We start from the raw sequence: 26,917 nt of genomic DNA on the forward strand, positions 1-26,917 counted from the left end.
GATCCACGCAACAATGCTCTACCATGATTATCGTATCCTTTTAAAAAACTCTTTCATTAATAGCCCCGAATCTTCAGCAAGAATTCCGCTATATATTTCCGGTCTATGAAAACAAGCACTACTGTTAAAATATCGCAAATTACTTTCAACTGCTCCATGTTTAGGATCAGAAGCCCCGTAAAATAAACGTTTTAATCTGCTATGAGCTATAGCTGCCGCACACATAGCACAAGGTTCTAAAGTAACGTAAATATCATAATCATTTAAATTTTTAGAAGATATAAGATTACATGCTTCATTAATAGCAATAATTTCAGCATGATAAAGAGCATTGTTTTTTTCTTCCGTATTGTTATGGGTACTAACAATGATTTTTTGATTTAACCTATCTACAATCACCGCTCCGACCGGAACTTCATTTTTATCAAAAGCGAGCCGTGCTTGTTTTAAAGCTTGCTCCATGAAAAAATTATTAAAATTAGTTTCTTTATCTAATAATATATTCACGGTAATTTACGTGTTCTTCGACTCCAAAAGGATCTTGGTGGATAATGATTTCAGCCTCCGGAAATTCCTGCAATATTTCAAAAGCAATCTCATCGCTAATTTTATGAGCATTATAAAGCGACATATTGCCGTCCATTTCCAAATGGCACTGGATAAAAGCTTTTTGACCGGCATATCTAGTTTTCATTTCGTGCATACCTTTTACGCCTAAATGGTTATTAACTATCGAGATAATTTTTTGTCTATCTTGTTCAGGTAATTCATGATCAACTAAATTTTTAAATGCCTTTTTAAATAAAGAATAAGAAGAGTGGAATATATATAACGAAATAACTACACCAAATAATGGGTCAACAAACCAAAAATGATCACTTAAATTTATAGAGATAATTACTATAACATTAGTTAGTAAGTCCGTGAAATAATGAAGCTTATCGGCTTTTACTATTTCCGATCCCGTTTTCTTAATTACATAAGTTTGATAAAATACTAAAATAATTGTTAAGAATATACATACATACATTACAGTAGTACCGTCGCTAATATTCTCTGGTTTTGTTTTTTCAAATAAAGATTTAACCGAAGAAAAGCCTATAAAAAAAGCCGAAGCAAAGAAAAATATCGATTGAGAAAAAATTGTTAAATCCTGCATTTTTTCATACCCGAACCTGTGATGATGATCAGGTGGTTGCAAGGCAAACCTTAAAGCTATTAAATTAATAAAGGAAGAAGTTATATCAAGCATTGAATCAATTAAAGAAGCAAGGATTGATTGCGAATCAGTAACAACCCAAGCGTATAATTTTATACTTAAAATAATTAATGCCATAGTAATAGATAAATAAGACGCCGATTTTATTAACCGATTACGGCTATTAGTATCCATGACAAATCTTTCCAATTTATTTTTTGTAGTTTAACAAAGAAAATATAAAATTCAATTATAATTAGGTTCTGTGAACAAAATTAAAAATAATATTTTAAAATACAAATAATTTTAATTTTGTTTACAGAATCTAGTTTTAACTTTACAAAATTCTAAAAACCATATACTTATTAAATAATATATTATATTTAGAGAGAATTTATATGAAACTATTATCTAAAATTATGATTATAGCTCTTGCAGCTTCTATGTTACAAGCCTGTAACGGTCCGGGTAGTATGAATAAACAAGGTACAGGAACACTTCTTGGCGGTGCCGGCGGTGCATTACTTGGTTCTCAATTTGGTAAAGGTAAGGGGCAACTTGTCGGAGTAGGTGTAGGTGCATTACTTGGAGCAGTTCTTGGTGGGCAAATCGGTGCAGGTATGGATGAGCAGGATAGAAGACTTGCAGAGCTTACCTCACAGAGAGCTTTAGAAGCAGCTCCTAGCGGTAGTAACGTAGAATGGCGTAATCCGGATAACGGCAATTACGGTTACGTAACACCTAATAAAACTTATAGAAATAGCACTGGTCAATATTGCCGTGAGTACACTCAAACAGTTGTAATAGGTGGAAAACAACAAAAAGCATATGGTAATGCATGCCGCCAACCTGACGGACAATGGCAAGTTGTGAATTGATGTATGTATCAAACGTCATTGCGAGCGACTGATAAGGAGCGTGGCAATCTCATGAAACAGTGCAAAATGCCTTAGATTATCACGTCGAGGCTTTGCCTCTCCTCGCAATGACGAATAAAAGGAGCAACCTATGACTTTCATAATAACAAGTACGGCGTTTAAACATAATGACCGCATTCCTGATAAATTTACTTGTAAAGGACAAAATGTTTCACCGCATCTAGAATGGAATAATGCTCCTGCAGATACTAAATCTTTTGCACTTATCATGGATGATCCGGATGCACCGGTAGAAATAGCACCGCCGCACGGTATATGGGATCATTGGATAATCTATAATATTCCTGCTTCTGTTACTAAGCTTTCAGAAGGGCAAATAGATAGCAATATTAAAATTTTAAATAATAGCTGGAAAGAAAAAAAGTACAGTGGTCCTTGTCCACCTGCCGGCAAACCTCATCGTTATTTTTTTAAACTATATGCTCTAAATGATTATCTTGAGCTTGATGAGAATGCTAATAAACAAGATTTAGTATTGGCTTTACAAAAACATTTACTTGCCGAGGCAGAACTAATAGGCATTTATTCTACATAATACAGCCCCGATGTCATACCATGGCTCCGCCCCACGGTATCTAAAAAAATACACAAAGACTGGATCCCGCTACAAGAGCTCGCGGGATGACAATAAAGCCGTAAATATAAAGTATCGCTTTGGAAAAACCTATCATCGAGTTTCGTAACGTATCTAAAAAATTTGGTAATAAATTGCCGATAAATAACGTTAGTTTCACTGTCAAAAAAAATAATATAACTACTTTAATTGGACCTAACGGTGCAGGCAAAACCACCATAGTGCGATTAATGCTTGGGCTTGAACAACCAACAAGCGGCAAGATTATAATTGATCCCAAATTAAAAATTGGATATGTACCGCAGAAGTTCGGATTAACCCCTGACCTACCTATTACAGTAAAAAAATTTTTAGATTTGTTAGCACCGAGTAATTTTAATAACAATATTAAAGAGATTAACTCATTTATTGATTTGGAACATATAAAAGATCAAGAAATTTCTAAGCTCTCAGGAGGGCAGTTTCAAAAGGTAGTTCTTGCATGTTCAATAGTTAATAATCCCGACTTAATTATTTTAGATGAACCGTTACAGTCTTTAGACGTAACAAGCCAACAAGAATTTTATCAGCTTATTAATTTGATTCGTAAAAAGCTAAATATTACGGTTTTTATGATCTCTCACGATTTATTTACCGTAATAAAAAACTCCGATCAAGTGATATGCTTAAACGGTCATATATGTTGTAGCGGAATACCAAATGAAATAACTCCTAACTCCGAATTTTCCAATGCCCTTTCTTCTCTAGGCTTCTATACCCACCACCATGATCATAAGCATTAATAAAAATCTCTTTAGGTTTTTCAACTTATAATAAAAAACTTGTTTATATAAAAAATAAATATATTTACTTTAATAGTAATAATCAATAACTTATGAGAAATAAAAAGTTTTTACAAAAGGTCGAGGATATTTTTAATTTAATGTATTGTACACCAAAAAAACTTTACGAATTAAAGAATCTGATTAATGAGACTACTCAAAATATGTTTACTGATGTTTTTAAACGATTAGAAGAAGAAAAATCTGAAATCACAAATTGTCTCAATAATCAGCGTAAGTTATTGTTAGATAATCGTATAGACTCCTCTGAATATCAAAAAGAGCATATAAAACTTTTAAGAGAGCACAAAATAGAATAAATGAGGAGTTAGAAGAATATAATGCAAAATGCAATATTATAATTGAATTTATGCCTACTTTAAATTTAGTACTATCTGATCCTTGTAAATACAAAGAATTAAACTTAAAACAACAAAACCTCATTATAGATCTACTATTTCTAAAATTAGGGTTTAAAGATCAAAAGATACAATATCAATTTAAAAGCCCTTTTGATGAATTTTTACAATTACCTTCCAATAAATTATTTATATAATAATTTTATTAGACCATTTTAATAAGATAATTACCTTAAAATGTAAATATAATTAATGGGGCATGGCGTTAAGGTATCTCTTGAGTTAGGTTTTTTATTATTATTTTAGATAAGGATTTTAAGTAGCTACTTCAAATATTGCTTTAAATATCTACCGGTATGGCTTTCCTCACAGGCAGCGATATCGGCAGGAGTACCACATATAACTATCTTACCGCCTTTGTCACCGCCTTCAGGACCGATATCAATAATATAATCTGCTGTTTTTATAACATCTAGATTATGCTCAATAACTAAAACGGTATTGCCCATATCAACAAGTTTATGTAAAACTTGCAGCAATTTATTAATATCGTCGATATGTAGTCCCGTAGTCGGTTCATCAAGTATATAAAGCGTTTTACCGGTTGAACGTCTTGATAATTCTTTAGCAAGCTTAACGCGTTGTGCTTCACCGCCTGAAAGAGTAGTAGCAGACTGACCGATTTTAATATAGCCTAGGCCCACCGCATTTAAGGTAATTAGTTTTTCATAGATTAACGGGATTTTCTCAAAAAATTGCATCGCATCTTCTACCGTCATCATTAAAATATCAGCAATAGATTTACCTTTATATTTTATTTCAAGAGTTTCTCTATTATATCTGTGACCGTTACAAATATCACATTTTACATATACGTCAGGTAGGAAATGCATCTCTATTTTAATCAGCCCATCACCTTGGCATGCTTCACATCTCCCGCCTTTAACGTTAAACGAAAATCTGCCTACTTTATACCCTCTAGCTTTTGATTCAGGTAATTCCACAAACCAATCCCTAATATGGGTAAATGCACCTGTATAAGTTGCAGGGTTTGAACGAGGAGTTCTACCTATCGGAGATTGATTAATATCGATAATTTTATCAATATATTCAAGTCCTTTTAACTCTCTATATTTTCCCGGGAATACTTTGCTAGTCGGCTCTAAATGCTTTAGAGCCGCTTTATATAGAGTATGAATCATCAAGCTTGATTTACCGCTTCCTGATACTCCCGTTATAGCAGTAAACGTACCAAGTGGAATTTTGATATCAATATTATCTAAATTGTTGGAAACCGCCCCAAGTAATTCAATTGCCTTATTATCATGTCCTACTCTTGTTTCAGAAGGTACTTTAATTGTTTGACGACCGCTTAGATACCTACCTGTAATACTTTCTTCAAAATTCTTTATTTCTTCAGTATTTCCTTCCGCAATAACACGACCGCCGTGAATACCGGCTCCCGGTCCTATATCAATAATATGATCTGCTTCATACATTGTTTCTTCATCATGCTCGACTACCAAAACGGTATTACCTAGATCTCTAAGCCTTTTTAGTGTCTCAATTAATCTTGTATTATCTCGTTGATGAAGACCGATAGACGGCTCATCAAGTACATATAAAACACCGCTAAGCCCTGAACCTATTTGAGATGCAAGACGAATACGCTGACTTTCCCCTCCCGATAAAGTACCTGCTTCTCGTGATAACGTTAGATAATCAAGCCCGACATTCATAAGAAATTTTAATCTCTCGGTAATTTCTTTGAGTATACGCTCGGCAATAAATAATTGCTTTTTATTTAATTTTTCTTCTAAGTGACTAAACCATTTTTGCAAGGCTGCAATACTCATACCCGCTACTGCGCCTATATGAAGATTCGCTATTTTAACGCATAACGCTTCGTCTTTTAATCTAAACCCTGAACAAGCAGTACATTTATGCTCTGACTTAAATTTAGCTAGTTCTTCTTTAATTAAAACTGATTCTATAGTACGGTCCTTTTCTTGCAAACTTGGTATTATACCGGCAAAAGGTTGTTCTATTATTTGCGTTTTAGAACCGTCGTGAAATTCAAACTTTATTGCCTCTTCTCCTGAACCTTCAAATAAAATATCCTTAACATTTTGTGATAAACTTATAAAAGGTACTTCAATAGAAAATTTATAATGATCGGCAAGAGCCTTTAATGTCTCTAGGATAAATTTAGAAGATGTACTACCCCAAGGCACTATTGCACCGTCTTTAATAGAAATTCTTTGATCCGGAACTATTAAATCTCTATCAAAGAAAAATTCCTTACCTATTCCTTCACATTTAGGACATGCTCCAAAAGGGCTATTAAAAGAAAAGATTCGAGACTCTATTTCAGTAAGCTGAAAACCCGATACCGGACAAGAATATTTCTCGGAAAAAGTAATACGCTGATTTTTTTCAAACTCGGTCTTAACTGCCGGCGGCAATTCTACAATTTCCAAATAAGTAATACCCTCGGCAAGATTTAACGAACTCTCTAAGCTATCTGCAAGTCTATTACCTAAACTTTCGTCTAGAACTATTCTATCAACGATCACTTCTATATTATGCTTCTTATTTTTATCAAGCTTCGGTAAATCATCAATTTCGCAAACTTCCCCGTTAACTATTAATTTCTGAAAGCCTTGCTTTTTCAGATTCATAATTTCACGTTTGAACTCCCCCTTATGTCCTCTAACAATAGGAGCGAGTAAATATACTTTCGTACCTTTAGGTAGTTTGTTAATTATATCTACCATCTCGGAAACCGTTTGGCTATGTATCGGAAGACCGGTTGCCGGAGAGTAAGGAATACCCACCCTTGCATATAATAACCTAAGATAATCGTAAATTTCCGTTATAGTTCCAACCGTAGAACGTGGATTTTTGGAAGTAGTTTTTTGGTCAATTGCAATAGCAGGCGATAATCCGGAAATAGATTCCACATTCGGTTTATTTTGTAAATGTAAGAATTGCCTTGCATATGAAGATAAACTTTCAACATATCGCCTTTGGCCTTCTGCATAAATAGTATCAAATGCTAAAGAAGACTTGCCCGAACCGCTAAGACCGGTGATAACAACAAATTTATTCCTTGGAATATCAACATTTATATTTTTTAGATTATGCTCTTTAGCACCGCGCACCTTAATATATTCTTGGTTCATAATCACTTCACTACAAAATTTTTGAGATATTTTTTAAAAAACCTGTAGTATTATAGGCTCTTTTATTTTATTATTGCAATAATAATATTTTAAAATAGGTAGTAATCTATGGCAGGTAGTTTAAATAAAGTAATATTAATAGGTAATGTAGGGCGTGATCCGGAAATTAGAACTACGGGCGAAGGGAAAAAAATCATTAATCTTTCCTTAGCAACAACCGAAACTTGGAAAGATCGCATCACCAGCGAACGAAAAGAACGAACCGAATGGCATAGAGTAGTGATATTTAGTGAGGGGTTAGTATCTGTTGTAGAACGCTATGTCACAAAAGGTAGTAAATTATATATTGAAGGTTCATTGCAAACCCGTAAGTGGAATGATAATTCAGGTCAAGAAAAATATACCACGGAAGTTGTGTTACAAAACTTTAATTCACAATTAATATTATTAGATAGTAAAAACTCTAATAATCATACTCAAGATTCAGGGCATAGCGAATATAAACATTCTGAAACTAAAAATCATTCCTTTGATCATAGCGACTTAGACGACGAAATACCGTTTTAATTATTTTCTGTCGTCATTGCGAGCAGCCGTAGGCTGTGTGGCAATCCATAAAAAATAATAATAAAATTCTGATTTACAGGATTTTTTACTGGATTGCTTCGTCAAGACTTACAGTTTTTCCGTAACTCAGATGAAAAACTGATCCACGCAGGAATGTCATTAAAGCCATGTAAGTAACTCCTACCAAATATTACCTTAAATATTATGAAAAAACTTCTTTGTATAATATTCCTTACATCAATATTTCTTTCAGGGTGTTCTACTACTCATGATGTGGCTAGTAGGGTAAAGCATTCGCAAGATATAGCAGCTCAAAATAACTTTCAGATGCAGCTAGTAAACGGAGGTGATTTTACTCTTACGACTTATCAGCGTATTACCGACCGTAACCTACCTTTTGTATTCTATATTGAGGGAGATGGACATCTTGCGGATGGATCTGCTAATTCCGACAACCCTACTCCCGTTAATCCGATGCTCTTAAAGCTTGCTACAATGGATAAAAGACCGAATATTGTTTATATAGCAAGACCTTGCCAATATACTCCTTTAGAAATGAACTCAAAATGCATTAGCGATTATTGGTTAGATAAAAGAATGGGGCAGGAAGTCGTAGATTCAATTAACAATGTCATAAATATTATCAATAACGGACAAAAATTTAGCTTAGTCGGCTTCTCCGGTGGCGGCGGGCTTACAATATTAATTGCCGCTCAAAATAGTAATGTTAAAGATATTATAACGATTGCCGGTAATTTAGATATTAAAAAGTTCGATAAATATCATAATTATCGTGGTTACTTAGTTAAATCGTTAAACCCGATAAATTATGCAAAGCAGGTTAATAATATCCCTCAATTACATCTCTCCGGCATGGATGACAAAAGAGTCCCGCCTTTCATAGCAGAACTTTACGTAAAAACAAGTAACGCACCGTGTGTAAAAAAGCAAACTTTTCCTAATATTTCTCATGCAAAAGGTTGGGATAAAGTTTGGTCTAATATATTAGATATTCCTCTGATTTGTAATTAGGCCTTGGGAAATATTAAATTAATCTATTTAAATATATAAGACAAAATCCTTTATTGACTTTTATACAAAACAGTATAAGTTTTTTTACAATTTAATTTTTATATAAAAATTATGCTAGGCTACGAAAAAGAACAAAGAAGTTTGACAAAAGAACAGAAACAAGCTGTAGGATTGTTATCTGTAGGAACCTTATTGGAATATTTTGATCTTATGCTTTATGTCCGTACTTCTTAATGAGCTTTTTTTTCCAAAAGCTGATGCTTATGCTGCTTCGCTTTACTCTATAGCAGCTTTATGTGCTACTTTTATCTTTAGACCACTCGGGGCTCTTGTTTTTGGATATTTGGGTGATACATATGGGCGAAAAACTACAGTAGTTATAACAACTATGATTGATGGCTACTTCGTGCATAGTAATGGCATTACTTCCTACTTATAATGAAATTGGCATAACAGCTTCTATTATAATAATATTATGTAGAATTGTTCAAGGTATGTCCTCAATGGGAGAGGTAATAGGAACAGAAGTTTATTTAACCGAGTTTACTCTAAGCCTCCAATACAATATCCTATTGTAGCCTTAGCTACGGTTTTCGCTACTGTAGGAACTTTCGCAGCTTTAGGAGTTTGCTACTATTGTTACTTCTTATGGCTTTAATTGGCGTTATGCATTTGGTATCGGTACAATTATTGCCGTTGTAGGAACATTAGCAAGAACCGCATTATGAGAAACTCCTGAATTTGCTAATGCAAAGCTTAAATTACTTAAAACTTTTGAAAAAGCTAATAGAGATATAAAAGTATTAGAAAATAATCCTATTTGGAAAGAAAAAATTAATAAAAAGACAGCAATAGCTCTATTTATAATGGATTGTGCATGGCCTGTATGTTTTTATTTTACATATATTTATTGTGGCGATATTCTTGTAACCAAATTTAACTGTACTCCTGAACAAGTTATAAAACAAAATTTCAAATTATCTATAATAGAACTTATAAGTATAATAAATAGTAGCAGCATTAAGTTATAAGATATATCCTTTAAAAATTCTAAAAGCATTATTAGGTATGTTTACTATTATAATATTACTATGTCCATATTTATTAAATAAAGCTTCTAATCCAAATCAAATATTTATTATTCAATCACTTATCATGGCTTTTGCCCTTAATGTTATGCCAGCTGTACCAAATTGTTTTAGACATTTTCCAATCTTTAAACGCTTTATTTCCGTAACATTTACATATGCTTTATCAACTGCTTGTATGTATGTTATTAGCTCTTTTGGTTTTCCTCATTTAATAAAAACCTTTGGAAACTGGGGAGTATTAATTATTATGATTCCAACAAGTATTGGATTTGGTATATTTCATTTTGAAAAATTGGAGAAAGAAAGTGGAAATTATCCGACAAAATCTTTTGCACCTTCTTCGGTGATGTCTGCTTAATTGATAAATATTTATAGCAGGTTTCCTGTAATATCTCTTAGTTTAAGATACTCAGCAAAAATTATAAGATGCGTGTTATTATTGTCTGCTTAGCAAATTATAATTTAAAACCTTGAATTACTAATCGCAACAAGCTATAGAACACAAATAAGCGATACTTTTAATATGCAACAAAATTTACAAGCAGCGTAAGAATTTAAAGGGTGGAGGCAAGTTGCCCCTGTCTTTTTTTATAGTGTAAATCAATATTTTTTATATTTTATTGTTAACCGGCAGCAGATACAATAAGTATTATCACCACCTAACAAGCTAATATTATCGTTTATATTTTGATCATCAATTATTTCGTTAAGCTGGTTTTCTATAGTCATAATTTTAAATTTTGTAGATTTATTAACTATAAGTTTTTGCATATTAGCAGTTATTTTGTCTATATCGGTTATATTATTAAGGGCTTTAATGTTTATTTACTATATTTTCTATAGTGTCTTTATATTATAGCTTTATCTTTAGCATTTATTGTAGTGTTATTAGCTACTTTGTCGTTTATTCCATCAGCCAACTTTTGAAAACCATCTTATTTTATGCAATAAGTCACATACATTTTTTAAACCTTTATTTGTGGCTATATTTAAAGCCGTTTCACCATTATTAGTAACCTGATTAATAGCCTCATTAGACATTTTAAGTATAAGTATTTCGCAAACTTCTTCATAACCATTAGCAGCAGCCCAAGTTAAAGCCGTATAGCCGTTATTATTAACATGATTAATAGCTGTATGGACATTCTATTAATAAGTAATTCACAAAGTTTGTCTAAGTCTTCCCAAGCAGCATAAGCTAAAGCTGTTTCACCGTTGTTAGCCACTTTGCTTAATTCAGTAATATCCATTCTAGCAATTAATTTTTAGGCTTCTTCTATATTTTTTGCTTGTATTGCGTTTATCAATCTTTCAAATGAAGTTGGAAACAATCTTTTAAAATCAAACATAATTATATCCTTATTAAATTCTATAAATCTTAATATTTTGTTAAAGATGAGCTATAGACAGAATCATAATAAGGAGTTTTAAGAATGCAATAGAAATTTAATTATAAGTATGCATAAGTGAGTTGGAGTTGATTTAAGAGATTTGTGAATATATAGGGGATTAAAGGAAATAATAAGAAGTTTTAATAATTGGTAATAATTATAATATATAATGTTGCCGGCGTATCACTAAGCCTTGCAGCTTAACACCGCCTTTAGCACGCATCCATCTTGGTAGCTCATTGGCGCAGCCACTAAATATTCACCTCGGTTAAGCTTCTGCCGCAATTTTGATGCTTGAAACTTCCCGCTACCAAAATTAAAGATAAATGAGATTAAGGCAGCTTGTTGTTTTTCGGTTAATGGCATACCCTAGTGGACGATTATCGACACATTTACCAGCTTCAAGTAGTTATTACTTACCTTCCTACAGGTCCTCGCCCGCTTTTTTGCGATATATTCTTGGGAGTAGTAATAAAATGAGGAAGGGGAGATTTATGTTTGTTAATAGTAGCCCTTATGTGTTCTAGTGTTTGTTTAGTATTTTTATTAGCATGTGTTATAGCATCCATATAAATACCTACTTCTTTCTGTTCTTTTTTGAATTCTTGAGAAATTTTTTCTTTGTTTTCAGGATTTTCCTTCCCTTTTTCATGAATCTTAATAATATCTTTTAATTTTTTTCAAACTCTTTTTCATTGTTACTCGGCTTTAAGTTAAGCATTACATCAGAGTGGTCTGATGATAGTTCTTTGAGGTTATTAATAAGCATTTCTTCTTTTAATCCATTATTAACTCCATTAAGCCAATTTTCATGTTTATGATTTGGTACTATATTTTTGTTACATAATCTAGGAATTCTGTTTTGTGGTAAGGCTTCGGTATTGAGTTTAGCAAATTCTCCATTGTATCTACATATGGAGCTATACTTTTGATATCAGGGTTATTAGATGAATCAGCTATAAGATCGCTAAAGTCTTTTAGCATATTTGAGTTCTCTAATTCTAATTTACGTTCTTTAAAAAACTTTTCTAGTTTATCGTTAATTTCACGTTGTTCAAATTTACCTTGAGCTGAAGAATCTGGCATTTTGATAATCCTATATTAGTTAAAACAAAAGAAATTAAAGCTTTAATTATTATTAAAACTTATATTAATAAACTTGAGAAATATTTTTAATTAAATTATCAATATTTCTTTTTATAAGGTGATAAATTTACTATTTAGAAGAAAGAGAACAGCTGCTTAGTTTAGAGACTTGGTGGCAGAAAATAGTTTAAGAGTGATAGACCTAATACAAATAGCTGCAAATGCACACCAAACTTTCAAAAGTTCGACAATTACAGAAAAACACAATTTAGTAAATTTAGTATTTACTAACCAAACATTAAAACCTGAAAAGCTTGACTTTATGCTGCGTCCGCCGTTTGACAGCTGCATAAAAACATGAGAAATCGAAGAATGGCGCACCCTAAAGGATTCGAACCTCTGACCCACAGATTAGAAATCTGTTGCTCTATCCAGCTGAGCTAAGGGTGCTAAACATTTACGGTAAACTTTATATCAGTTTAAGCAAAGTTTTTCAAGGATTCTTTTTTTATTAAAAATAATAAGCAAATGTGATAAAAGATATTCATGGATAAATTCTACAATTACAATTCTTCTTCACATCAGACTTTACTTAGTCTTAAAGTAAAGCCTAATTCTAACCGGAATCTAATTAGCGATTTTGTAATTATCAATAATATCCCATATCTAAAATTATCTATAAAAGCAATACCGGAACAAGGTAAAGCTAATGAAGAAATCATAAATTATTTAGCAAAAGAATGGAAATTATCACGTAGTAATATCGAAATTATTAAAGGTCATACTCATAGCTTAAAAACGATATTGATAAAAAATATTAATGAAGACTATTTAAATTTGATTATTAATTCCTATATTAAATAAGGTGCTGTTATTGCTAGGCTGCCGATGTCATTCTCGCATAGGCGGGAATCCAGACTTTTTTGATGTCATCCCGTGGCTTGACCACGGGATCTTGTATCACATAATGTGTCCTGAGATCCCGCAATCAAGTTGCGGGATGACATTAATTTTTTACTAGATTCCTGCGATCAATGGAATGACATAGACAATCATATGACGAAAAAATAATTTATTAACTGGAATAATTATGATACAAGAAAAGAAAAAGTTTGATGCCGAGGTTGGCAAGATTTTAAATTTAATGATTCACTCTCTTTATAGTAATAAAGAGATTTTTATGAGGGAGTTAATTTCCAATGCTTCCGATGCTTGCGATAAATTACGTTATTTATCTCAAAGTAATAGTGAATTAGTAGCTGGCGATAGCAATTTTAAAATTACGGTTAAAGTCGATAAAGATAACGGACAGATCATTATCCGTGATAACGGCATAGGCATGAATAAAGAGGATTTAATCGAAAACCTTGGTACTATTGCAAGATCAGGTACGGCAAATTTTCTTAAAAACCTCTCCGGTGATTCTAAAAAAGACAATATGCTAATCGGTCAATTTGGTGTTGGATTTTATTCAAGCTTTATGGTAGCCGATAAAGTGACTGTAACCTCAAGAAAAGCTGGTGAGGATAAAGTCCATGTTTGGGAATCGGACGGACTTGGCGAGTATATTGTTTCAGATTCGGATAAAGAATTCACAAGAGGCACGGAAATCGTTTTACATATCAAAAAGGAAGAAGATACATTCCTTGATCATTTTAGATTAAAACACATCGTTAAAAGCTATTCCGATCACATAGCAGTACCGATATATTTCTTTGATGAAAACGGTAATAATGAAATCCAGCTTAATTCAGCTTCTGCATTATGGACAAGACTGAAATCAGAAATTACGGAAGAACAATACAAAGAATTTTATAAAAGTTTATCTTACGCCATAGATGATCCGTGGATTACTCTGCATAATAAAAACGAAGGAGCTATAGAATTTACTAACCTGCTTTTCATTCCCTCAAGCAAAACATTTGACTTATTTCACCCTGATCGCAAAAGGCGAGTAAAATTATATATAAAAAGAGTATTTATTTCTGATGAGAATATTGATTTAATTCCGTCATATTTAAGATTTTTACGAGGCGTGGTTGATTCAGAAGATTTACCGTTGAATATTAGCCGTGAATCACTGCAGCATAATAGCGTGCTTGAGAAAATCAAAAATGCTATTACAAAAAGAGTGCTTGGCGAGCTTAGAAAAAAGAAAGAGGAATCACCTGAAGAATATAATAAGTTTTGGGCTAATTTCGGTGGTGCTTTAAAAGAAGGACTATGTGAGGCTACTACCGATCATGAAAAATTATTAGAAGTATGTATATTCAGAAGTGCCCTGCATAATAAAATGATCAGCTTTGACGAGTATATAGCAAATTTTAAAGAAGGGCAGAATACTATATATTATTTAAGCGGGGATAATCCCGATAAATTACTTTCAAGCCCGCAAATCGAAGGACTACTTAGTAAAAATATCGATGTATTACTTTTTACCGATACAGTGGATGATTTTTGGGTAAATATTAATAGCGAATATAAAGGACGTGCTATTAAATCTGCTACTAGAAGCGATATCGATGTAGAGCAAACTACTTCACAATCTGAGGAGAAAAATACAAATAGTAAAAAATCCGATGATGAATATAAATTGCTAACAGATTATTTTAAAGAGACACTCGGGGAGTTAGTAAAAGAAGTTAAGATCTCTAAAAAACTTACTTCAAGCCCTGCTTGTCTTGCCGTTAGCGATGCTGCTATGGATATTCGTATGGAAAGGTTTTTGATTGAGCAGAAACAAATAGCTAATGCCTCAGCTAAAAATTTAGAGCTAAATCCTAAAAATAAAATCATAGAGAAAATCTTTAATGACCTAAAAGCAAATAATAAAAATAATGAAGAATTGGTTAATCTAATATTTGATCAAGCCTGTATTTTAGAGGGTGAACCGGTTGCTGATACAGGTGCATTTTCAAAGAGATTAAACGATATTGTACAAAAAGCCATATTATAACTTTAAACTTTTTTAATTTTAATGTAGAATGGTCGTAATCCGTTGTCATCCCGCGACTTGATCGCGGGATCCAGTAGAAATACTAGTATTTTTTATTGTTTTTATGGATCCCGTGGCTTGACCACGGGATGACACAGTATGTTTTACAATTCACGTAAAAAATTTCTAACAAACCAATAGTTCTAATGTTTTATTACGATACTATATTTAGCAAACATATAGATAAGATCAAAAGCGAAGGAAGATATCGAGAATTTAAGGCCTTAACAAGACAAGCCGATAATTTTCCTTTTGTAGAACACGCTAATAAACAAATAGTTATGTGGTGCATTAATGACTATTTGGGTATGAGTAAACATGCAAAAGTAATGCAAGCTTCTATAGATGCCTTGCTAAAATACGGTGTTGGATCAGGCGGAACTCGCAATATCGGCGGTAATAATATCGCCATTCTTGAGCTTGAAAAAGAACTTGCAAATTTACATAAAAAGCAAGCAGCTTTAGTTTTTACCTCCGGTTTTGTTGCAAATGATACAACGCTTGCAAGTCTTGCTAAAATCATGCCGGATATAGTATTTTTCTCCGATGAGCTAAATCATGCATCAATAATTGTAGGGATTACAAGTTCAAGAGCCGAGAAATATATATATAGACATTTAGATGTTAAGCATCTAGAAGAGCTTTTGCAATCAGTCGATATTAATAGACCGAAAATTATTGTTTTTGAATCGGCTTATTCTATGGACGGTTTCTTCTCACCTATCAAAGATATAATCAACTTAGCCAAAAAATATAATGCTTTAACCTTTATCGATGAAGTTCATACGGTCGGTTTATATGGTAAACAGGGTGGCGGTATTGCCGAGCTTCTTAATTGTAGTGATCAAATCGATATTATTCAAGGAACGCTTGCCAAAGCATATGGTACTATCGGCGGCTATATTACGGCTAACCATAGTTTAGTCGACGTTATAAGACTAACCGCCCCAGGATTTATTTTTACCACTTCACTTCCACCGGTAATTTCTACCGCTGCAACACACAGTATTAGACATCTTAAAGAATCGAATGAAGAACGAATAAAACATCAAGAAGTAGTTATAAAGCTTAAAAACTCTTTTGAACGTTTTAATATACCTTATTTGAAAAATGAAAGTCATATAGTGCCGATAATTATCGGCGATCCAATCAAAGCAGCTAAAGCCTCAAATATGCTACTTAATGAATACGGCATTTACGTTCAACATATCAATTTTCCAACCGTACCTCGCGGTACGGAACGCCTCCGAATCATCCCAACCCCTGCCCATACCGATAAAATGATCAATGATTTATCTATAGCCTTAGTACAGATATTTGTCGAACTTGATATAGAATTATCTTCTGCTAAAGAACTGAACGAAGAAGTATGTTTGAATCTTATTGCTTAACGTCATAAGCTATGGAAATTTATGCCTTATTGCATAATTTCTATGTCATTCTAGCTAAAATCGGGAATCCAGAAAAAAGCGAGCTAAATCGAGCTTTTAATTTTATTACTGGATTCCCGATTTTAGTTAGAATGACATAGAAATTTTAGATCAACTCTTTTTAGGCAATGCCCAACGAGTATATAAAAACTATTGCATATTTCGGCTCTTTAGTTTATTTTGATTAGCAAACTATGTACAGAATTAATGGATTATTAAAATGGGAATTACCGTATTAAAAAACGAAGGATTGGATTTTTATGCAAGAATCTCTACTCCTTTAAGTGAGATAGATGACGATATTCAAAAAGAATTGCTTGATTTAACCAAAAAAGTTAAAATAGCAGGTTTTAGAGCTGGTAAAGTACCGGTTTCAATTGTTAAGAAAAAATACGGTACTTCCGTCAGGAATGATATAATAGAAAGAAGAATTAACCATTCGGTAAATCACGTTATTAAAGAGCATAATCTAAATATAATCGGTAGACCCAAAATTGAAGAATTACAAAACGAACCCGATAAAGCTTTAGAATTTACCGTAAAAATAGAGCTATTACCTAAAATTACTATTCCGGATTTAAAGAAAATCTCACTAGATCGTCCAAAATTAGAAGTAAATTCTAAAGATGTTGAGGAACAACTAGAAAAACTTGCCACATTAACAAAAAGCTATACCAAAGAAAGTAAAGCAAAAATAAAAGACGGAGATCAGGTTACTATTGATGCAATCGGGTACATCAAGGATGAAGCTTTTGAGGGCGGTAAATTAAATGATTTTAAGGTAGTAATAGGTAGTAATGCACTTATTCCCGGTTTTGAGAAACAATTAATAGGTTCTAAAACAGGTAGTGAAGTAGATGTTAATGTTACTTTTCCTGAAAATTACCATGCTAAAGATTTAGCAGGTAAGGATGCTCGTTTTGTAGTACAAATTAAAGCAATACATACTGCAGAACCTACCGTTATCGATGACGAATTTGCTAAAAAATTCCAAAGTAATAACCTTGAAGAATTGCGTACACATTTTGCTAAACAAATAGAAAATGAGTCGGAAGAAACTATTAATACTATAATGAAAATGAACTTATTTGATAAGTTAGAAAAATTATTAGATTTTGATGTACCGGAATCTTTATTAGAGCAAGAAAAAAATATTCTAAAGTCCGAAACCGATAAAAATGAACAAGATGAATCATTATTGAAAGATAAATCCTCTAAAGAAATAACAGAATATTATAATAAATTAGCACTACGCCGTGTGCGAATAGGCTTATTACTTGCTGAATATGCAAAATCTAAAAATTTGCAATTAGAGCCTGATGATTTAAGAAAAGTTATTATGCAACAAGCACGTAATTTTCCTGGGCAGGAAAATATGATATTTGATTTTTATAAAAATAATCCTAGAGCAATTGAAGGACTTAAAGGTCCTGCCTTAGAAGATAAAGCTGTACAATATATATTTAATAATGAAATAAAGCTTAAAGAAAAGAAATATACTAAGGAAGAGCTAGAGAAATATCTAGAGGCAGAAGAGCAACGTATTACTTTAATTTAAAGTTTACCGTTTTTTCTCATTCTTGCAAAAACAGGAATACAGTGCTTTTTTGTGTCATACCGTGGCTTGACCATGGGATCTTATGTCACAGGCTATATCCTGAGATCCCACAATCAAGTTGTGGGATGACATTAAAGATTACTAGATTCCCGCTTTCGCGGGAATGACATAAGAGCCATGTGACAAAGCCAATTTTTCTTAGCTCCGGTAATATATTACTCCTGATTTTTGATAGTCTCTAAAGCAAGTTTAACTATTTTATTTACTCCGGTATTAGTGTAGGTAGAGATAGAGTAAACTTCTTTATTAGTAACTTGCTGCAACTTATTTATTTTTTCTTGTATTTCCTCATCGGTAAGAACATCACATTTATTAAGACATATGATTTCGATTTTATTTTTTAGATAATCGGAATATGATTCAAGCTCAAGACGTACCGTATTATAATCTGCAACTACATCATTACTAGAGCCGTCTATTAAATGTATTAATACATTACATCTTTCTATATGCTTTAAGAATTTATCGCCAAGTCCGTGTCCTTGATGAGCTCCTTCGATCAAGCCAGGAATATCGGCTATAACAAACTCTTCATCATCAACATATACCACTCCAAGATTCGGCACTAAAGTAGTAAAGGGATAATCGGCAATTTTAGGCTTGGCTGCCGTTACAACTGATAAAAAAGTAGATTTACCGGCATTTGGAAGACCCACAAGCCCAATGTCAGAGAGAAGCTTTAAACTTAAATGAATCCACATTTCTTCAGCAATTTCTCCTTCCGTACGCTTTCTTGGAGCTTGATTAACCGATGATTTGAAATGACTATTACCAAGACCGCCGCTTCCTCCTTTAATTATTTCAAAGCTTTGGTTACCTTCAATGAAGTCATGCAATAATATATTACCGTCCTCGGAAAAGATTTGAGTACCGATCGGAACATCAAGAACTAACGATTTTCCTGATTTACCGCTTCTATTTGAACCTTTACCGTTTTCGCCGTTTTCTGCGGTAAAATGCTGTTTATATCGATAATTTACTAACGTATTAAGATGGTGATTACTCCTGAAAATAACGCTACCGCCACGCCCACCGTCGCCACCGTCCGGCCCTCCTCTGTCAATAAATTTCTCACGATGGAAACTAACGCAACCATTGCCGCCATTCCCACCTTTTATATATATCTTAACTTCATCAATAAAATTCATTATGTACCTCGGTGTCATACCGTGGTCAAGCCACGGTATCCAGTAAAAATATCAAAAAATGTACACCTTGAACTACTTTTCTAGATACCGTGGTCAAGCCACGGTATGACAAAATCACAACTACTACTCACAAATTACTCTACCTCTCCTCAATTACCTTATACTCTCTATGTACATAACCGGTGTAAAGCTGTCTCGGTCTGCTGATTTTTTGTTCAGGGTCTTCGTGCATTTCTTTCCATTGTGCCATCCAGCCTATGGTTCGTGCTATTGCAAAAAGTACCGTGAACATTTGCGACGGTATACCCATAGCTTTATAGATAATACCCGAATAAAAATCAACATTTGGATATAATTTTCTCTCAATAAAATATTCATCTTTAAGAGCGATAGCTTCAAGTTCTATTGCTATTTGTAAGAGCGGATTGTTTTCTAGCTGTCCGAGTTCCTTTAATACTTCCTTACAAGTTTCTTTAAGTACTGCGGCACGTGGATCGTAGTTTTTATATACACGATGACCGAAGCCTATTAACCTAAATGGATCATTTTTATCCTTAGCTTTAGCTATATATTTAGGGATATTCTCAGAACTACCGATTTCTTTAAGCATATTTATTACCGCTTCATTAGCCCCGCCGTGAGCAGGTCCCCAAAGTGATGCAATACCCGTACTAATACAAGCAAAAGGGTTAGCTCCGGATGAGCCGGCAATTCGGACTGTTGAAGTAGAAGCATTCTGCTCATGATCGGCATGTAGGATAAATATCTTATTAAGAGCATTTTTTATTATTGGATTTACTTTATATTTCGTACAAGGCATTGCAAACATCATATGCAGAAAATTTTCGGTAAAATCTAACGAATTATCAGGATAAATAAACGGTTGTCCTATAGAATATTTATAAGACATTGCGGCGATGGTAGGTATCTTAGCAATCATTCTAATAGCAGTAAGTTTGTAGTCTGCTTCCTTACAATTCAATAAATCAGGATAAAATGCCGAAAGAGAACCGACAGCCGCAAGCATAATAGCCATAGGATGAGAAGAGCTACAAAAGGTTTGAAATAAATAGTGTAATCTTTCATTCACTAATGAATGATGAGCAACCTGTTTAGTGAAATTATTATACTGCTCACTACTTGGTAGTTCCCCATAAATCAGTAAATATGCCACTTCTAAAAAATCACTTTTCTCAGCTAAATCTTTAATATCATATCCTCGATGCCGCAAGATTCCTTTATCACCGTCTATATAGGTGATAGTAGACTGACAAGAAGCAGTAGACATAAAGCCCGGGTCGTAAGTAAAGCAATCGGCTTCCGCAGATACCCTACTTATATCGATTACATCCTCACCGATACTTGCTTTAAGTATAGGTAATTTAAATATTTTTCCTCTGATTTTTAATTCAGCAAATTTTGAATCATTATTATTTTCATTGGTCATATGGATATACCTTATTTTTATACATCAGTAAGTATAACCCTAATTTAATGAAATTAGAAATGAATTATGATTTATGAGGATTTAAAAATTTTCTTTGATATCTTGCTCAGCTTGCAAGGTTAATGAAAATTTAAAACGCACATACTTCTACTTTCAACTGTAAGCCTAAAGCATTTAATAAAGATCCTATATTGTCGAAACTTGGATTACCTTTGCTAGATAACATTTTATATATATGTTGTCTATTTATATGAGCTTCTTTAGAGATTTTTGCTATACCTCCTCTTGCTATAATGGCTTCTTTTAAAGTAGCCAAAAATAGCTCCTTATTATGATCCATGAAATATTGCTCTAACGCTTCATTAATATACCCTGCTAATATTTCCTCATTTTGCAATTTTTCTTTTAAATAATCTGTAAACTTTTCCATATAACACCCTCAATTTCGTTTATAAACTTCTTCTATTATTTCCAAGGCTTTTTTAATATCTTTGCCTTGCATATCTTTATTACCTGCATTTAATAGCAGAATAATTTTATTATCTTTTTCAGTAAAATATATTCTATAACCTTTGCCAAAGAAAAACCTAAGCTCATATAGTCTTCCTTTTATCTGTTTATAATCACCATAAAAATTCCATATTCTAGTTGAACTAATCTATTAAGAATTCTACTATGCGTCTTGATATCTAATTTTTCTAACCAATCTTTAATATAAGATTTACCATTTTCTGTTATAAAAAATTGTATTTGTTTAGTTTTTTGCATATTAATCTTAACCAGAGATCATTATGTTGTCGCATAAATACGACTAATTGTCCAGTAGAAAATTATTTTGAAAAGTACGTGAAGCTGCAAGTACTAGATTAATGTACAAGTTATGCAAGAAGTCTATTATTCATAAGATACTCCTTAATCTTGAGTAAATCATACCAAGAGGTACGTTTTTGCATAGGTTGGCGTAGTAGATAAGCAGGGTGGAAGATTGCCGTAGTTTGAATAGAGGCAGATAGATATTTATTGGTATAAAAATAATATTCTTGTCTAATTTTAGTAATACCCGAATTTTTTCCAAGTAAGCTAGTTGCAGCCGTGCTACCGACTAGAATAATTAGCTTGGGATTAATAAGAGCAATATGCTTCTCAACGAAAGGTCTACAAATATCGACCTCTTCGAGCGTCGGCTGTCTATTAGCAGGAGGACGCCAAAATACCGTATTCGTAATATAAGCATTATTTTTTCGTGAAATTCCGATAGCATGCAACATATTATCAAGTAAATTGCCGCTTTCACCGCAAAAAGGTATTCCTTTCAAATCTTCAGTACTTCCGGGAGCTTCACCTATTAACATAATTTTAGCTTCCAGATTACCGTCACCGAAAACCGTATTAGTAGCAAATTTCTTAAGTTCACAACCATTAAAATTTAGTAGAGATTCTTTTAGTTCTTCGATATTATTAGCTTTATCGGCAAGAGATCTTGCTAAGGTTATATTATCATGAACTTTATCATTCATATTGAATGCAGCTTCTTTTGTAGGCATAAGTTTTACTTGTGGTTTTTCAGTTAGTTCAGTATTATTATATACCTTTAATTTCGGTGGATGTTCGCAGCAATAATATTCAACACCGATTGCACTTAACCATTTAAGCGTATTATTCATTATCTTAAAATAACATATGTTAACATATCATGTACCAAACGAACTAAATAACATAAGGCTTGATAAAGCTTTATCACCGCTTCTTGAAAATGTCTCTAGAAATCAAATCCAAAAAGCTATTAAAAGTTCTTGCGTACAAGTTAATGATGTAATTATTTCTGATCCTGATGTTTTGGTCAAGGAGAATGATATTATATTATTTTCTTTTAAAGAACCTAAAGAGCTAAAAATTGCAGCAGCAAATATAGCACTTGATATAATTTACGAAGATGAGGATTTGATAGTAATTAACAAAGCTACAGGTATGACGGTACATCCAGGGGCAGGGCATCATGATGATACGCTTGTTAATGCTTTACTTTATCATACGAAGAATTTATCGGATATCGGCTCATCAGAAAGACCCGGGATAGTGCATCGTTTAGATAAAGATACTACGGGTTTGATGGTGGTTGCTAAAAATAATAAAGCCCATATGTTGCTTGCAAATCAGATAGAGCAAAGGCAGGTAATACGAAAATATAAAGCGTTAGTCTGGGGAGTAATTAACCCGCTAGAAGGAATAATTAAAAATAATATAGGTCGCAGCCGAAGCGATCGTCAAAAAATGACCGTATTAAAATATGGCGGCAAAGAAGCCGTGACACATTATAAAACTCTAGAATTGTTTTACGGTGGTACTATTAGTATGGTAGAATGCAAGCTTAGTACAGGTAGAACCCATCAAATCAGGGTACAACTAAGCCATTTAAAGCATTCGGTAGTCGGCGATCAAACTTATGGCAATAACGACCGAAAAATTGCTCATTCCTCCCCTGAACTAAAAGCAAAATTAATTGATTTTAAACGCCAAGCCCTGCATTCTTGGTATTTAAGTTTTACTCATCCGACTAGTAATGAGATTATGGAATTTTCTTGTGAGCTGCCAAAGGATATACAAAAAATTATAGAAATATAATTTGATTTTATTTTTAAAAGTATTATACTAGTTTAATAAACTAGTATAATGAGCTATTTATGAAAACAATAGGAATGTTTAAAACAAAAACTCACCTACCGGAATTAATAAAAGAGGTAGAAGCAGGAGAAGAATTATGTATTACTAATAGAGGTAGAAAAGTAGCGGTTATAATCCCTATAAATAAATATTATCAAAATAAATTTTCTAATGTATTTCAAGAATTTGCCGAACTTAAAAAACGTGCACCATTGGGTACGGTAGATGATATTTTAGAAATGAAAAACTTGGGTAGAAGATGAATTTAGTTGTAGATTGTTCTTTTATTATGTCATCTATTTTACCTGATGAATCAACACAAAAAAATAATAAAATTTATAACCAAATAGTAGAAAATATATATACGGCATATGTACCTGCTATATTTTATTTAGAATGTAGTAATACTCTTAATATTGCTTTAAAAAGAAACAGAATAAACAAAAATGATTATAATGATTATATAAGATTACTTAATATATTACCTATTAATGTTGATAAATTTTGTTCTACTCCGGAGTCATTATATATTATAACTAACCTAACTACTGAATATAATCTAACTTCTTATGATGCTTGTTATCTTGAATTAGCAACGCGTTTAGAAGCAGATATTGCAACATTAGACAGAAATTTAGCAGCAAGCTATTCAAAATCAGGTATTAAATCAATAATTTAATATTTAACTTTCCATGCAATGTTCCATAAAGCAAATTCTTAGTAATGCTACAGATAAATTAAATAAAATAGGCATCAATTCACCGCAATTAGAAGCACGAATTTTACTACAGCATGTTATAAATAAACCTATTGAGTATTTGCTCATTAATCTTGATGAACAGTTAAATGAAGCCGAGATAGAAGCTTTTGAAAAACTGTTAGAAAGAAGATTAAAGCATGAACCTATAGCGTATATTACAGGTGTTAAAGAATTTTACTCACGTGAATTTATCGTTAATAAACATGTATTAATTCCAAGAAGCGATACTGAAGTTTTGGTGGAGATAGTTCTAGGGTTACTCAAACCGTCATTGCGAGCGACTAAAAGGAGCGTGGCAATCTCAGGAATTTTGCCTGAGATTGCTTCGTCGACGCCTATGGCGTCTTCTCACAATGACAAATTCTTAAGTATCCTAGAACTCGGTACAGGTAGCGGTTGCATTGCTATCAGCTTATTATGTGAACTACCAAACGCTAAGGCAGTAGCAACCGATATAAGTCTTGATGCAATAGAAGTTGCTAAAAGTAATGCCGTAAAACATCACGTAACGGATCGAATTCAGATTATTCACAGTGATTGGTTTGAGAATAGACATCTTTCCAAACCAGCTTATAGAGAGGAATTTAAAGGAGACACTTCACCTCGAACCACAGCGTATATAGACATACGTGAGGATTCGAGTACCGGATCGACATATAAATTACCTCTAGAAGCGAAGTTTGGAAAGATGTCTAATATTGAGAATCAGAAGTTTGATTTTATCGTTAGCAACCCACCCTATATATCTCACAGCGAAAAATCAGAGATGGCAATTGAAACAATCAATTATGAACCGTCTATTGCTTTATTTGCTGAAGAAGACGGGCTGCAAGCTTACTTTCTCATCGCTGAAAATGCCAAACAATTCTTAAAACCAAACGGTAAGTTGGTATTAGAAATAGGCTTTAATCAAGCAGAAAAAGTTAGCAAGCTTTTTTTAGATTATGGCTATGATATTGACAATATTTATCAAGATTTGCAGTCGCACAACAGAGTAATAGAAATATCGCCTATTAATTTAAATCGTTCATACGCAAGACGTATCGGTAAAAGTTTGTCAGGAGTGCAACAAAATTTATTAGATAACGAACTACCGAAATATTTATTTTCAAAGGAAAAGCTTGAAAGCGAAAAACATAAAGTATTTCTTGAGATAGGCTTTGGTATGGGTGAGCATTTCATTAATAAAGCAAGATTAAATCCTGATGCACTTTTTATCGGCGTAGAGGTATATTTAAACGGCGTTGCAAATGTTTTAAAACTTGCGAGCGAGCAGAATATCACGAATTTTTTATTATTTCCTAATAATTTAGATTTAATATTAAACGATTTACCAAATAATAGTTTAGATGGAATTTATATTTTATTTCCTGATCCATGGATAAAAAATAAGCAAAAAAAGAAACGCATTTTCAATAAGGAACGTCTTAAGATTTTGCAAGATAAGCTAAAAGATAACGGTAATTTAGTATTTACTTCTGATATCGAAAATTATTTTTATGAAGCAATAGAGCTAATAAAGCAAAACGGTAGTTTTGAAATTATGAATAAAGATGATTATTTAAAGCCACATGATAATTATGTAATGACCAAATATCATCAAAAAGCTATTAAGGCAAATAGAACGCCGAAATTTATGATTTTGCGGCACGTTTTAGGCGATCATTAATTGCAGCCCCTATATTCACTTGAGGTATAGGAGCAACTGCTATACCTCTTACATCATGAGCGGCAGCATAATCGTCAAGTATTCTTAAATATGCATAAAGATTTGCAGCAGCTTCTATAAGATCACCTTTGGCACTTAAATTTAATGAAAATCTTCCCGTAAGATTGCTATTGCCAAAATTTAAACCGACTTCTTTATCCTCTAAATTTGTAGCATTTAATCTAACTGGCGTATTCGGCGAATAGTGTTTTGCAAGCATGCCTGGAGCTTTTATATCATTCGTCTCTGATGCTTTTAAAATTTTTACCCCCAGTACTTCTTCTAAAATTTCAGCGGTTATAAACCCTTCTCTAAGAATAGTAGGGTTAGTCGTTGTAGTATCAATTATCATTGACTCTAAACCATATTCAGACTGATAGATTTCAGGTGCTAAAATAAAGATTTCTTCATTATCCTTAAAATGTTTCGTGACATGCTGGACGTTAGTCGGACTAATATAGTTTGAGGGGTTAGCACTTGGGGCAGCAATAGGTACGCCTGATTGGTTGATAAGCTCTAATGCTAGCGGATAAGATGGCATCCGAATTGCTATTGTATTAAGCCCTGCAGTCACTGCCGAGGCAATATTTGTATTCTCTTTTAAAGGTACAACTATAGATAATGGTCCTGACCAAAATTTTTCTGCTATTTTTGTAGCTAAATCGTTAAACTTCCCTATTTCTTTTGCTTGCTCTATGGAGGAGACATGCACGATAAGCGGATTAATAGCAGGACGATTTTTAAACTGAAAAATCTTTAAACAAGCTTCATTATTAGTAGCATCGGCTCCAATTCCATAGACTGTTTCAGTTGGGAAAATAACTACCTTGCCGGATTTTATAAATTGAACTGCTTTACTTATCATTAGTTTAGTTATTTTTGTTTTGTTATATATCTGCTTTCCTATG

33 protein-coding genes and 1 tRNA gene are annotated in these 26,917 nt (G+C 32.9%); 17 read left to right on the plus strand and 17 right to left on the minus strand.

What is annotated here, in order from left to right; all coding sequences use genetic code 11:
* Window positions 1–27 precede the first annotated feature (27 nt).
* The gene (locus RAS_RS07495; protein ID WP_147143661.1) at window positions 28–507 is read right to left on the minus strand and encodes a nucleoside deaminase; all 480 of its coding nucleotides are present in this window, start codon (window positions 505–507) and stop codon (window positions 28–30) included.
* Window positions 488–1,393, minus strand: a complete 906-nt coding sequence (locus RAS_RS07500; protein WP_147143664.1) for a cation diffusion facilitator family transporter — start codon at window positions 1,391–1,393, stop codon at window positions 488–490. The genes RAS_RS07495 and RAS_RS07500 overlap by 20 nt, the downstream gene beginning before the upstream one ends.
* Before the next feature lie 203 nt (window positions 1,394–1,596).
* On the opposite strand from RAS_RS07500, the gene RAS_RS07505 reads away from it, so the two are divergent.
* The 5 genes from RAS_RS07505 to RAS_RS07525 all read left to right on the plus strand — a co-directional run bounded on the left by RAS_RS07505 (window position 1,597) and on the right by RAS_RS07525 (window position 4,087).
* Window positions 1,597–2,076: an RT0821/Lpp0805 family surface protein gene (locus RAS_RS07505; RefSeq protein WP_147143667.1), complete on the plus strand. Its 480-nt coding sequence runs from the start codon at window positions 1,597–1,599 to the stop codon at window positions 2,074–2,076.
* Window positions 2,077–2,206: 130 nt separating this feature from the next.
* Window positions 2,207–2,671, plus strand: coding sequence for a YbhB/YbcL family Raf kinase inhibitor-like protein (locus tag RAS_RS07510; RefSeq protein WP_147143670.1), 465 nt, complete (start codon window positions 2,207–2,209; stop codon window positions 2,669–2,671).
* Between the two features lie 119 nt (window positions 2,672–2,790).
* Window positions 2,791–3,492 carry an ATP-binding cassette domain-containing protein gene (locus RAS_RS07515; protein WP_147143673.1) on the plus strand — a complete coding sequence of 234 codons (702 nt, stop codon included), beginning with the start codon at window positions 2,791–2,793 and terminating at the stop codon, window positions 3,490–3,492.
* Window positions 3,493–3,632: 140 nt separating this feature from the next.
* A complete protein-coding gene (locus tag RAS_RS07520) occupies window positions 3,633–3,851 on the plus strand; it encodes a hypothetical protein (RefSeq protein WP_147143675.1) in 219 nt (72 codons plus the stop codon).
* A gap of 50 nt (window positions 3,852–3,901) precedes the next feature.
* On the plus strand, window positions 3,902–4,087 hold the full coding sequence (locus RAS_RS07525; RefSeq protein WP_147143678.1) for a hypothetical protein: 186 nt from the start codon (window positions 3,902–3,904) through the stop codon (window positions 4,085–4,087).
* A gap of 126 nt (window positions 4,088–4,213) precedes the next feature.
* On the opposite strand, the gene uvrA is transcribed toward RAS_RS07525, so the two are convergent.
* On the minus strand, window positions 4,214–7,075 hold the full coding sequence (gene uvrA, locus RAS_RS07530) for an excinuclease ABC subunit UvrA (protein ID WP_147143681.1): 2,862 nt from the start codon (window positions 7,073–7,075) through the stop codon (window positions 4,214–4,216).
* A 108-nt stretch (window positions 7,076–7,183) separates the two neighbouring features.
* On the opposite strand from uvrA, the gene RAS_RS07535 reads away from it, so the two are divergent.
* The 4 genes from RAS_RS07535 (at window position 7,184) to RAS_RS10310 (ending at window position 10,123) form a co-directional block, all read left to right on the plus strand.
* The gene (locus tag RAS_RS07535) at window positions 7,184–7,642 is read left to right on the plus strand and encodes a single-stranded DNA-binding protein (protein ID WP_010420988.1); all 459 of its coding nucleotides are present in this window, start codon (window positions 7,184–7,186) and stop codon (window positions 7,640–7,642) included.
* A gap of 204 nt (window positions 7,643–7,846) precedes the next feature.
* Window positions 7,847–8,674 carry an alpha/beta hydrolase family protein gene (locus tag RAS_RS07540; protein WP_147143684.1) on the plus strand — a complete coding sequence of 276 codons (828 nt, stop codon included), beginning with the start codon at window positions 7,847–7,849 and terminating at the stop codon, window positions 8,672–8,674.
* Between the two features lie 217 nt (window positions 8,675–8,891).
* Window positions 8,892–9,113 (plus strand): hypothetical protein, encoded by a 222-nt coding sequence (locus RAS_RS10305; RefSeq protein ID WP_232049234.1) that lies wholly within the window; start codon window positions 8,892–8,894, stop codon window positions 9,111–9,113.
* 716 nt (window positions 9,114–9,829) lie between these two features.
* Window positions 9,830–10,123 carry a hypothetical protein gene (locus RAS_RS10310; RefSeq protein WP_232049374.1) on the plus strand — a complete coding sequence of 98 codons (294 nt, stop codon included), beginning with the start codon at window positions 9,830–9,832 and terminating at the stop codon, window positions 10,121–10,123.
* A 242-nt stretch (window positions 10,124–10,365) separates the two neighbouring features.
* On the opposite strand, the gene RAS_RS08865 is transcribed toward RAS_RS10310, so the two are convergent.
* The 8 genes from RAS_RS08865 to RAS_RS07565 all read right to left on the minus strand — a co-directional run bounded on the left by RAS_RS08865 (window position 10,366) and on the right by RAS_RS07565 (window position 12,692).
* Entirely contained in the window at window positions 10,366–10,536 is a 171-nt protein-coding gene (locus RAS_RS08865) for a hypothetical protein (protein WP_172616163.1), read from the minus strand.
* A 141-nt stretch (window positions 10,537–10,677) separates the two neighbouring features.
* Window positions 10,678–10,896, minus strand: coding sequence for an ankyrin repeat domain-containing protein (locus RAS_RS11225; RefSeq protein WP_147144149.1), 219 nt, complete (start codon window positions 10,894–10,896; stop codon window positions 10,678–10,680).
* The gene (locus tag RAS_RS08870; protein ID WP_172616164.1) at window positions 10,860–11,015 is read right to left on the minus strand and encodes a hypothetical protein; all 156 of its coding nucleotides are present in this window, start codon (window positions 11,013–11,015) and stop codon (window positions 10,860–10,862) included. Before RAS_RS08870 ends, RAS_RS11225 begins: the two co-directional genes overlap by 37 nt.
* A 327-nt stretch (window positions 11,016–11,342) precedes the next feature.
* On the minus strand, window positions 11,343–11,522 hold the full coding sequence (locus RAS_RS11230) for a glycoside hydrolase family protein (protein ID WP_408634807.1): 180 nt from the start codon (window positions 11,520–11,522) through the stop codon (window positions 11,343–11,345).
* A 50-nt stretch (window positions 11,523–11,572) separates the two neighbouring features.
* The gene (locus RAS_RS08875) at window positions 11,573–11,725 is read right to left on the minus strand and encodes a hypothetical protein (RefSeq protein ID WP_172616095.1); all 153 of its coding nucleotides are present in this window, start codon (window positions 11,723–11,725) and stop codon (window positions 11,573–11,575) included.
* 259 nt (window positions 11,726–11,984) lie between these two features.
* Window positions 11,985–12,242 (minus strand): hypothetical protein, encoded by a 258-nt coding sequence (locus RAS_RS07555; protein ID WP_172616096.1) that lies wholly within the window; start codon window positions 12,240–12,242, stop codon window positions 11,985–11,987.
* Between the two features lie 156 nt (window positions 12,243–12,398).
* Window positions 12,399–12,593 carry a hypothetical protein gene (locus tag RAS_RS10315; protein WP_232049235.1) on the minus strand — a complete coding sequence of 65 codons (195 nt, stop codon included), beginning with the start codon at window positions 12,591–12,593 and terminating at the stop codon, window positions 12,399–12,401.
* A 22-nt stretch (window positions 12,594–12,615) separates the two neighbouring features.
* Window positions 12,616–12,692, minus strand: a tRNA-Arg gene (locus tag RAS_RS07565).
* A gap of 96 nt (window positions 12,693–12,788) precedes the next feature.
* Here RAS_RS07565 and RAS_RS07570 point away from each other — a divergent pair.
* The 4 genes from RAS_RS07570 to tig all read left to right on the plus strand — a co-directional run bounded on the left by RAS_RS07570 (window position 12,789) and on the right by tig (window position 18,225).
* Complete coding sequence (locus RAS_RS07570; protein ID WP_147143690.1) at window positions 12,789–13,106, plus strand: A1G_07140 family DUF167 domain protein; 318 nt, start codon at window positions 12,789–12,791, stop codon at window positions 13,104–13,106.
* Window positions 13,107–13,332: 226 nt separating this feature from the next.
* Window positions 13,333–15,198, plus strand: a complete 1,866-nt coding sequence (htpG, locus tag RAS_RS07575) for a molecular chaperone HtpG (RefSeq protein ID WP_010420962.1) — start codon at window positions 13,333–13,335, stop codon at window positions 15,196–15,198.
* A gap of 185 nt (window positions 15,199–15,383) precedes the next feature.
* Window positions 15,384–16,628, plus strand: a complete 1,245-nt coding sequence (gene hemA, locus RAS_RS07580) for a 5-aminolevulinate synthase (RefSeq protein ID WP_147143693.1) — start codon at window positions 15,384–15,386, stop codon at window positions 16,626–16,628.
* 259 nt (window positions 16,629–16,887) lie between these two features.
* Window positions 16,888–18,225 (plus strand): trigger factor, encoded by a 1,338-nt coding sequence (gene tig / locus RAS_RS07585; protein WP_147143696.1) that lies wholly within the window; start codon window positions 16,888–16,890, stop codon window positions 18,223–18,225.
* Window positions 18,226–18,440: 215 nt separating this feature from the next.
* Here the strand turns inward: tig and obgE are convergent, their stop codons facing one another.
* From obgE to RAS_RS07615, 5 genes are all read right to left on the minus strand, one after another.
* Window positions 18,441–19,433, minus strand: a complete 993-nt coding sequence (gene obgE / locus RAS_RS07590; RefSeq protein WP_147143700.1) for a GTPase ObgE — start codon at window positions 19,431–19,433, stop codon at window positions 18,441–18,443.
* Window positions 19,434–19,572: 139 nt separating this feature from the next.
* Entirely contained in the window at window positions 19,573–20,880 is a 1,308-nt protein-coding gene (locus tag RAS_RS07600; RefSeq protein WP_147143704.1) for a citrate synthase, read from the minus strand.
* A 130-nt stretch (window positions 20,881–21,010) separates the two neighbouring features.
* Window positions 21,011–21,310, minus strand: coding sequence for a helix-turn-helix domain-containing transcriptional regulator (locus tag RAS_RS09135; RefSeq protein WP_147143707.1), 300 nt, complete (start codon window positions 21,308–21,310; stop codon window positions 21,011–21,013).
* A gap of 9 nt (window positions 21,311–21,319) precedes the next feature.
* Complete coding sequence (locus RAS_RS10320) at window positions 21,320–21,538, minus strand: type II toxin-antitoxin system RelE/ParE family toxin (protein WP_332094823.1); 219 nt, start codon at window positions 21,536–21,538, stop codon at window positions 21,320–21,322.
* Between the two features lie 220 nt (window positions 21,539–21,758).
* Window positions 21,759–22,544, minus strand: a complete 786-nt coding sequence (locus RAS_RS07615) for a uracil-DNA glycosylase family protein (RefSeq protein ID WP_147143710.1) — start codon at window positions 22,542–22,544, stop codon at window positions 21,759–21,761.
* 16 nt (window positions 22,545–22,560) lie between these two features.
* On the opposite strand from RAS_RS07615, the gene RAS_RS07620 reads away from it, so the two are divergent.
* Genes RAS_RS07620 through trmB form a run of 4 tightly spaced genes read left to right on the plus strand, consistent with a single transcriptional unit; the run spans window position 22,561 to window position 25,970 of the window.
* The gene (locus tag RAS_RS07620; RefSeq protein ID WP_147143713.1) at window positions 22,561–23,502 is read left to right on the plus strand and encodes an RluA family pseudouridine synthase; all 942 of its coding nucleotides are present in this window, start codon (window positions 22,561–22,563) and stop codon (window positions 23,500–23,502) included.
* 59 nt (window positions 23,503–23,561) lie between these two features.
* Window positions 23,562–23,804, plus strand: coding sequence for a type II toxin-antitoxin system Phd/YefM family antitoxin (locus tag RAS_RS07625; RefSeq protein ID WP_010420935.1), 243 nt, complete (start codon window positions 23,562–23,564; stop codon window positions 23,802–23,804).
* A complete protein-coding gene (locus tag RAS_RS07630) occupies window positions 23,801–24,220 on the plus strand; it encodes a type II toxin-antitoxin system VapC family toxin (RefSeq protein WP_147143716.1) in 420 nt (139 codons plus the stop codon). The genes RAS_RS07625 and RAS_RS07630 overlap by 4 nt, the downstream gene beginning before the upstream one ends.
* A gap of 13 nt (window positions 24,221–24,233) precedes the next feature.
* On the plus strand, window positions 24,234–25,970 hold the full coding sequence (gene trmB, locus RAS_RS07635; protein ID WP_147143719.1) for a bifunctional peptide chain release factor N(5)-glutamine methyltransferase PrmC/tRNA (guanosine(46)-N7)-methyltransferase TrmB: 1,737 nt from the start codon (window positions 24,234–24,236) through the stop codon (window positions 25,968–25,970).
* Here the strand turns inward: trmB and RAS_RS07640 are convergent.
* The gene (locus RAS_RS07640; RefSeq protein ID WP_269473028.1) at window positions 25,936–26,886 is read right to left on the minus strand and encodes an L-threonylcarbamoyladenylate synthase; all 951 of its coding nucleotides are present in this window, start codon (window positions 26,884–26,886) and stop codon (window positions 25,936–25,938) included. The genes trmB and RAS_RS07640 overlap by 35 nt on opposite strands.
* Window positions 26,887–26,917 lie beyond the last annotated feature (31 nt).

Origin of the sequence: Rickettsia asiatica, assembly GCF_007989425.1 — a bacterium.
In the GTDB taxonomy this organism is placed as follows: Bacteria; Pseudomonadota; Alphaproteobacteria; order Rickettsiales; family Rickettsiaceae; genus Rickettsia; species Rickettsia helvetica.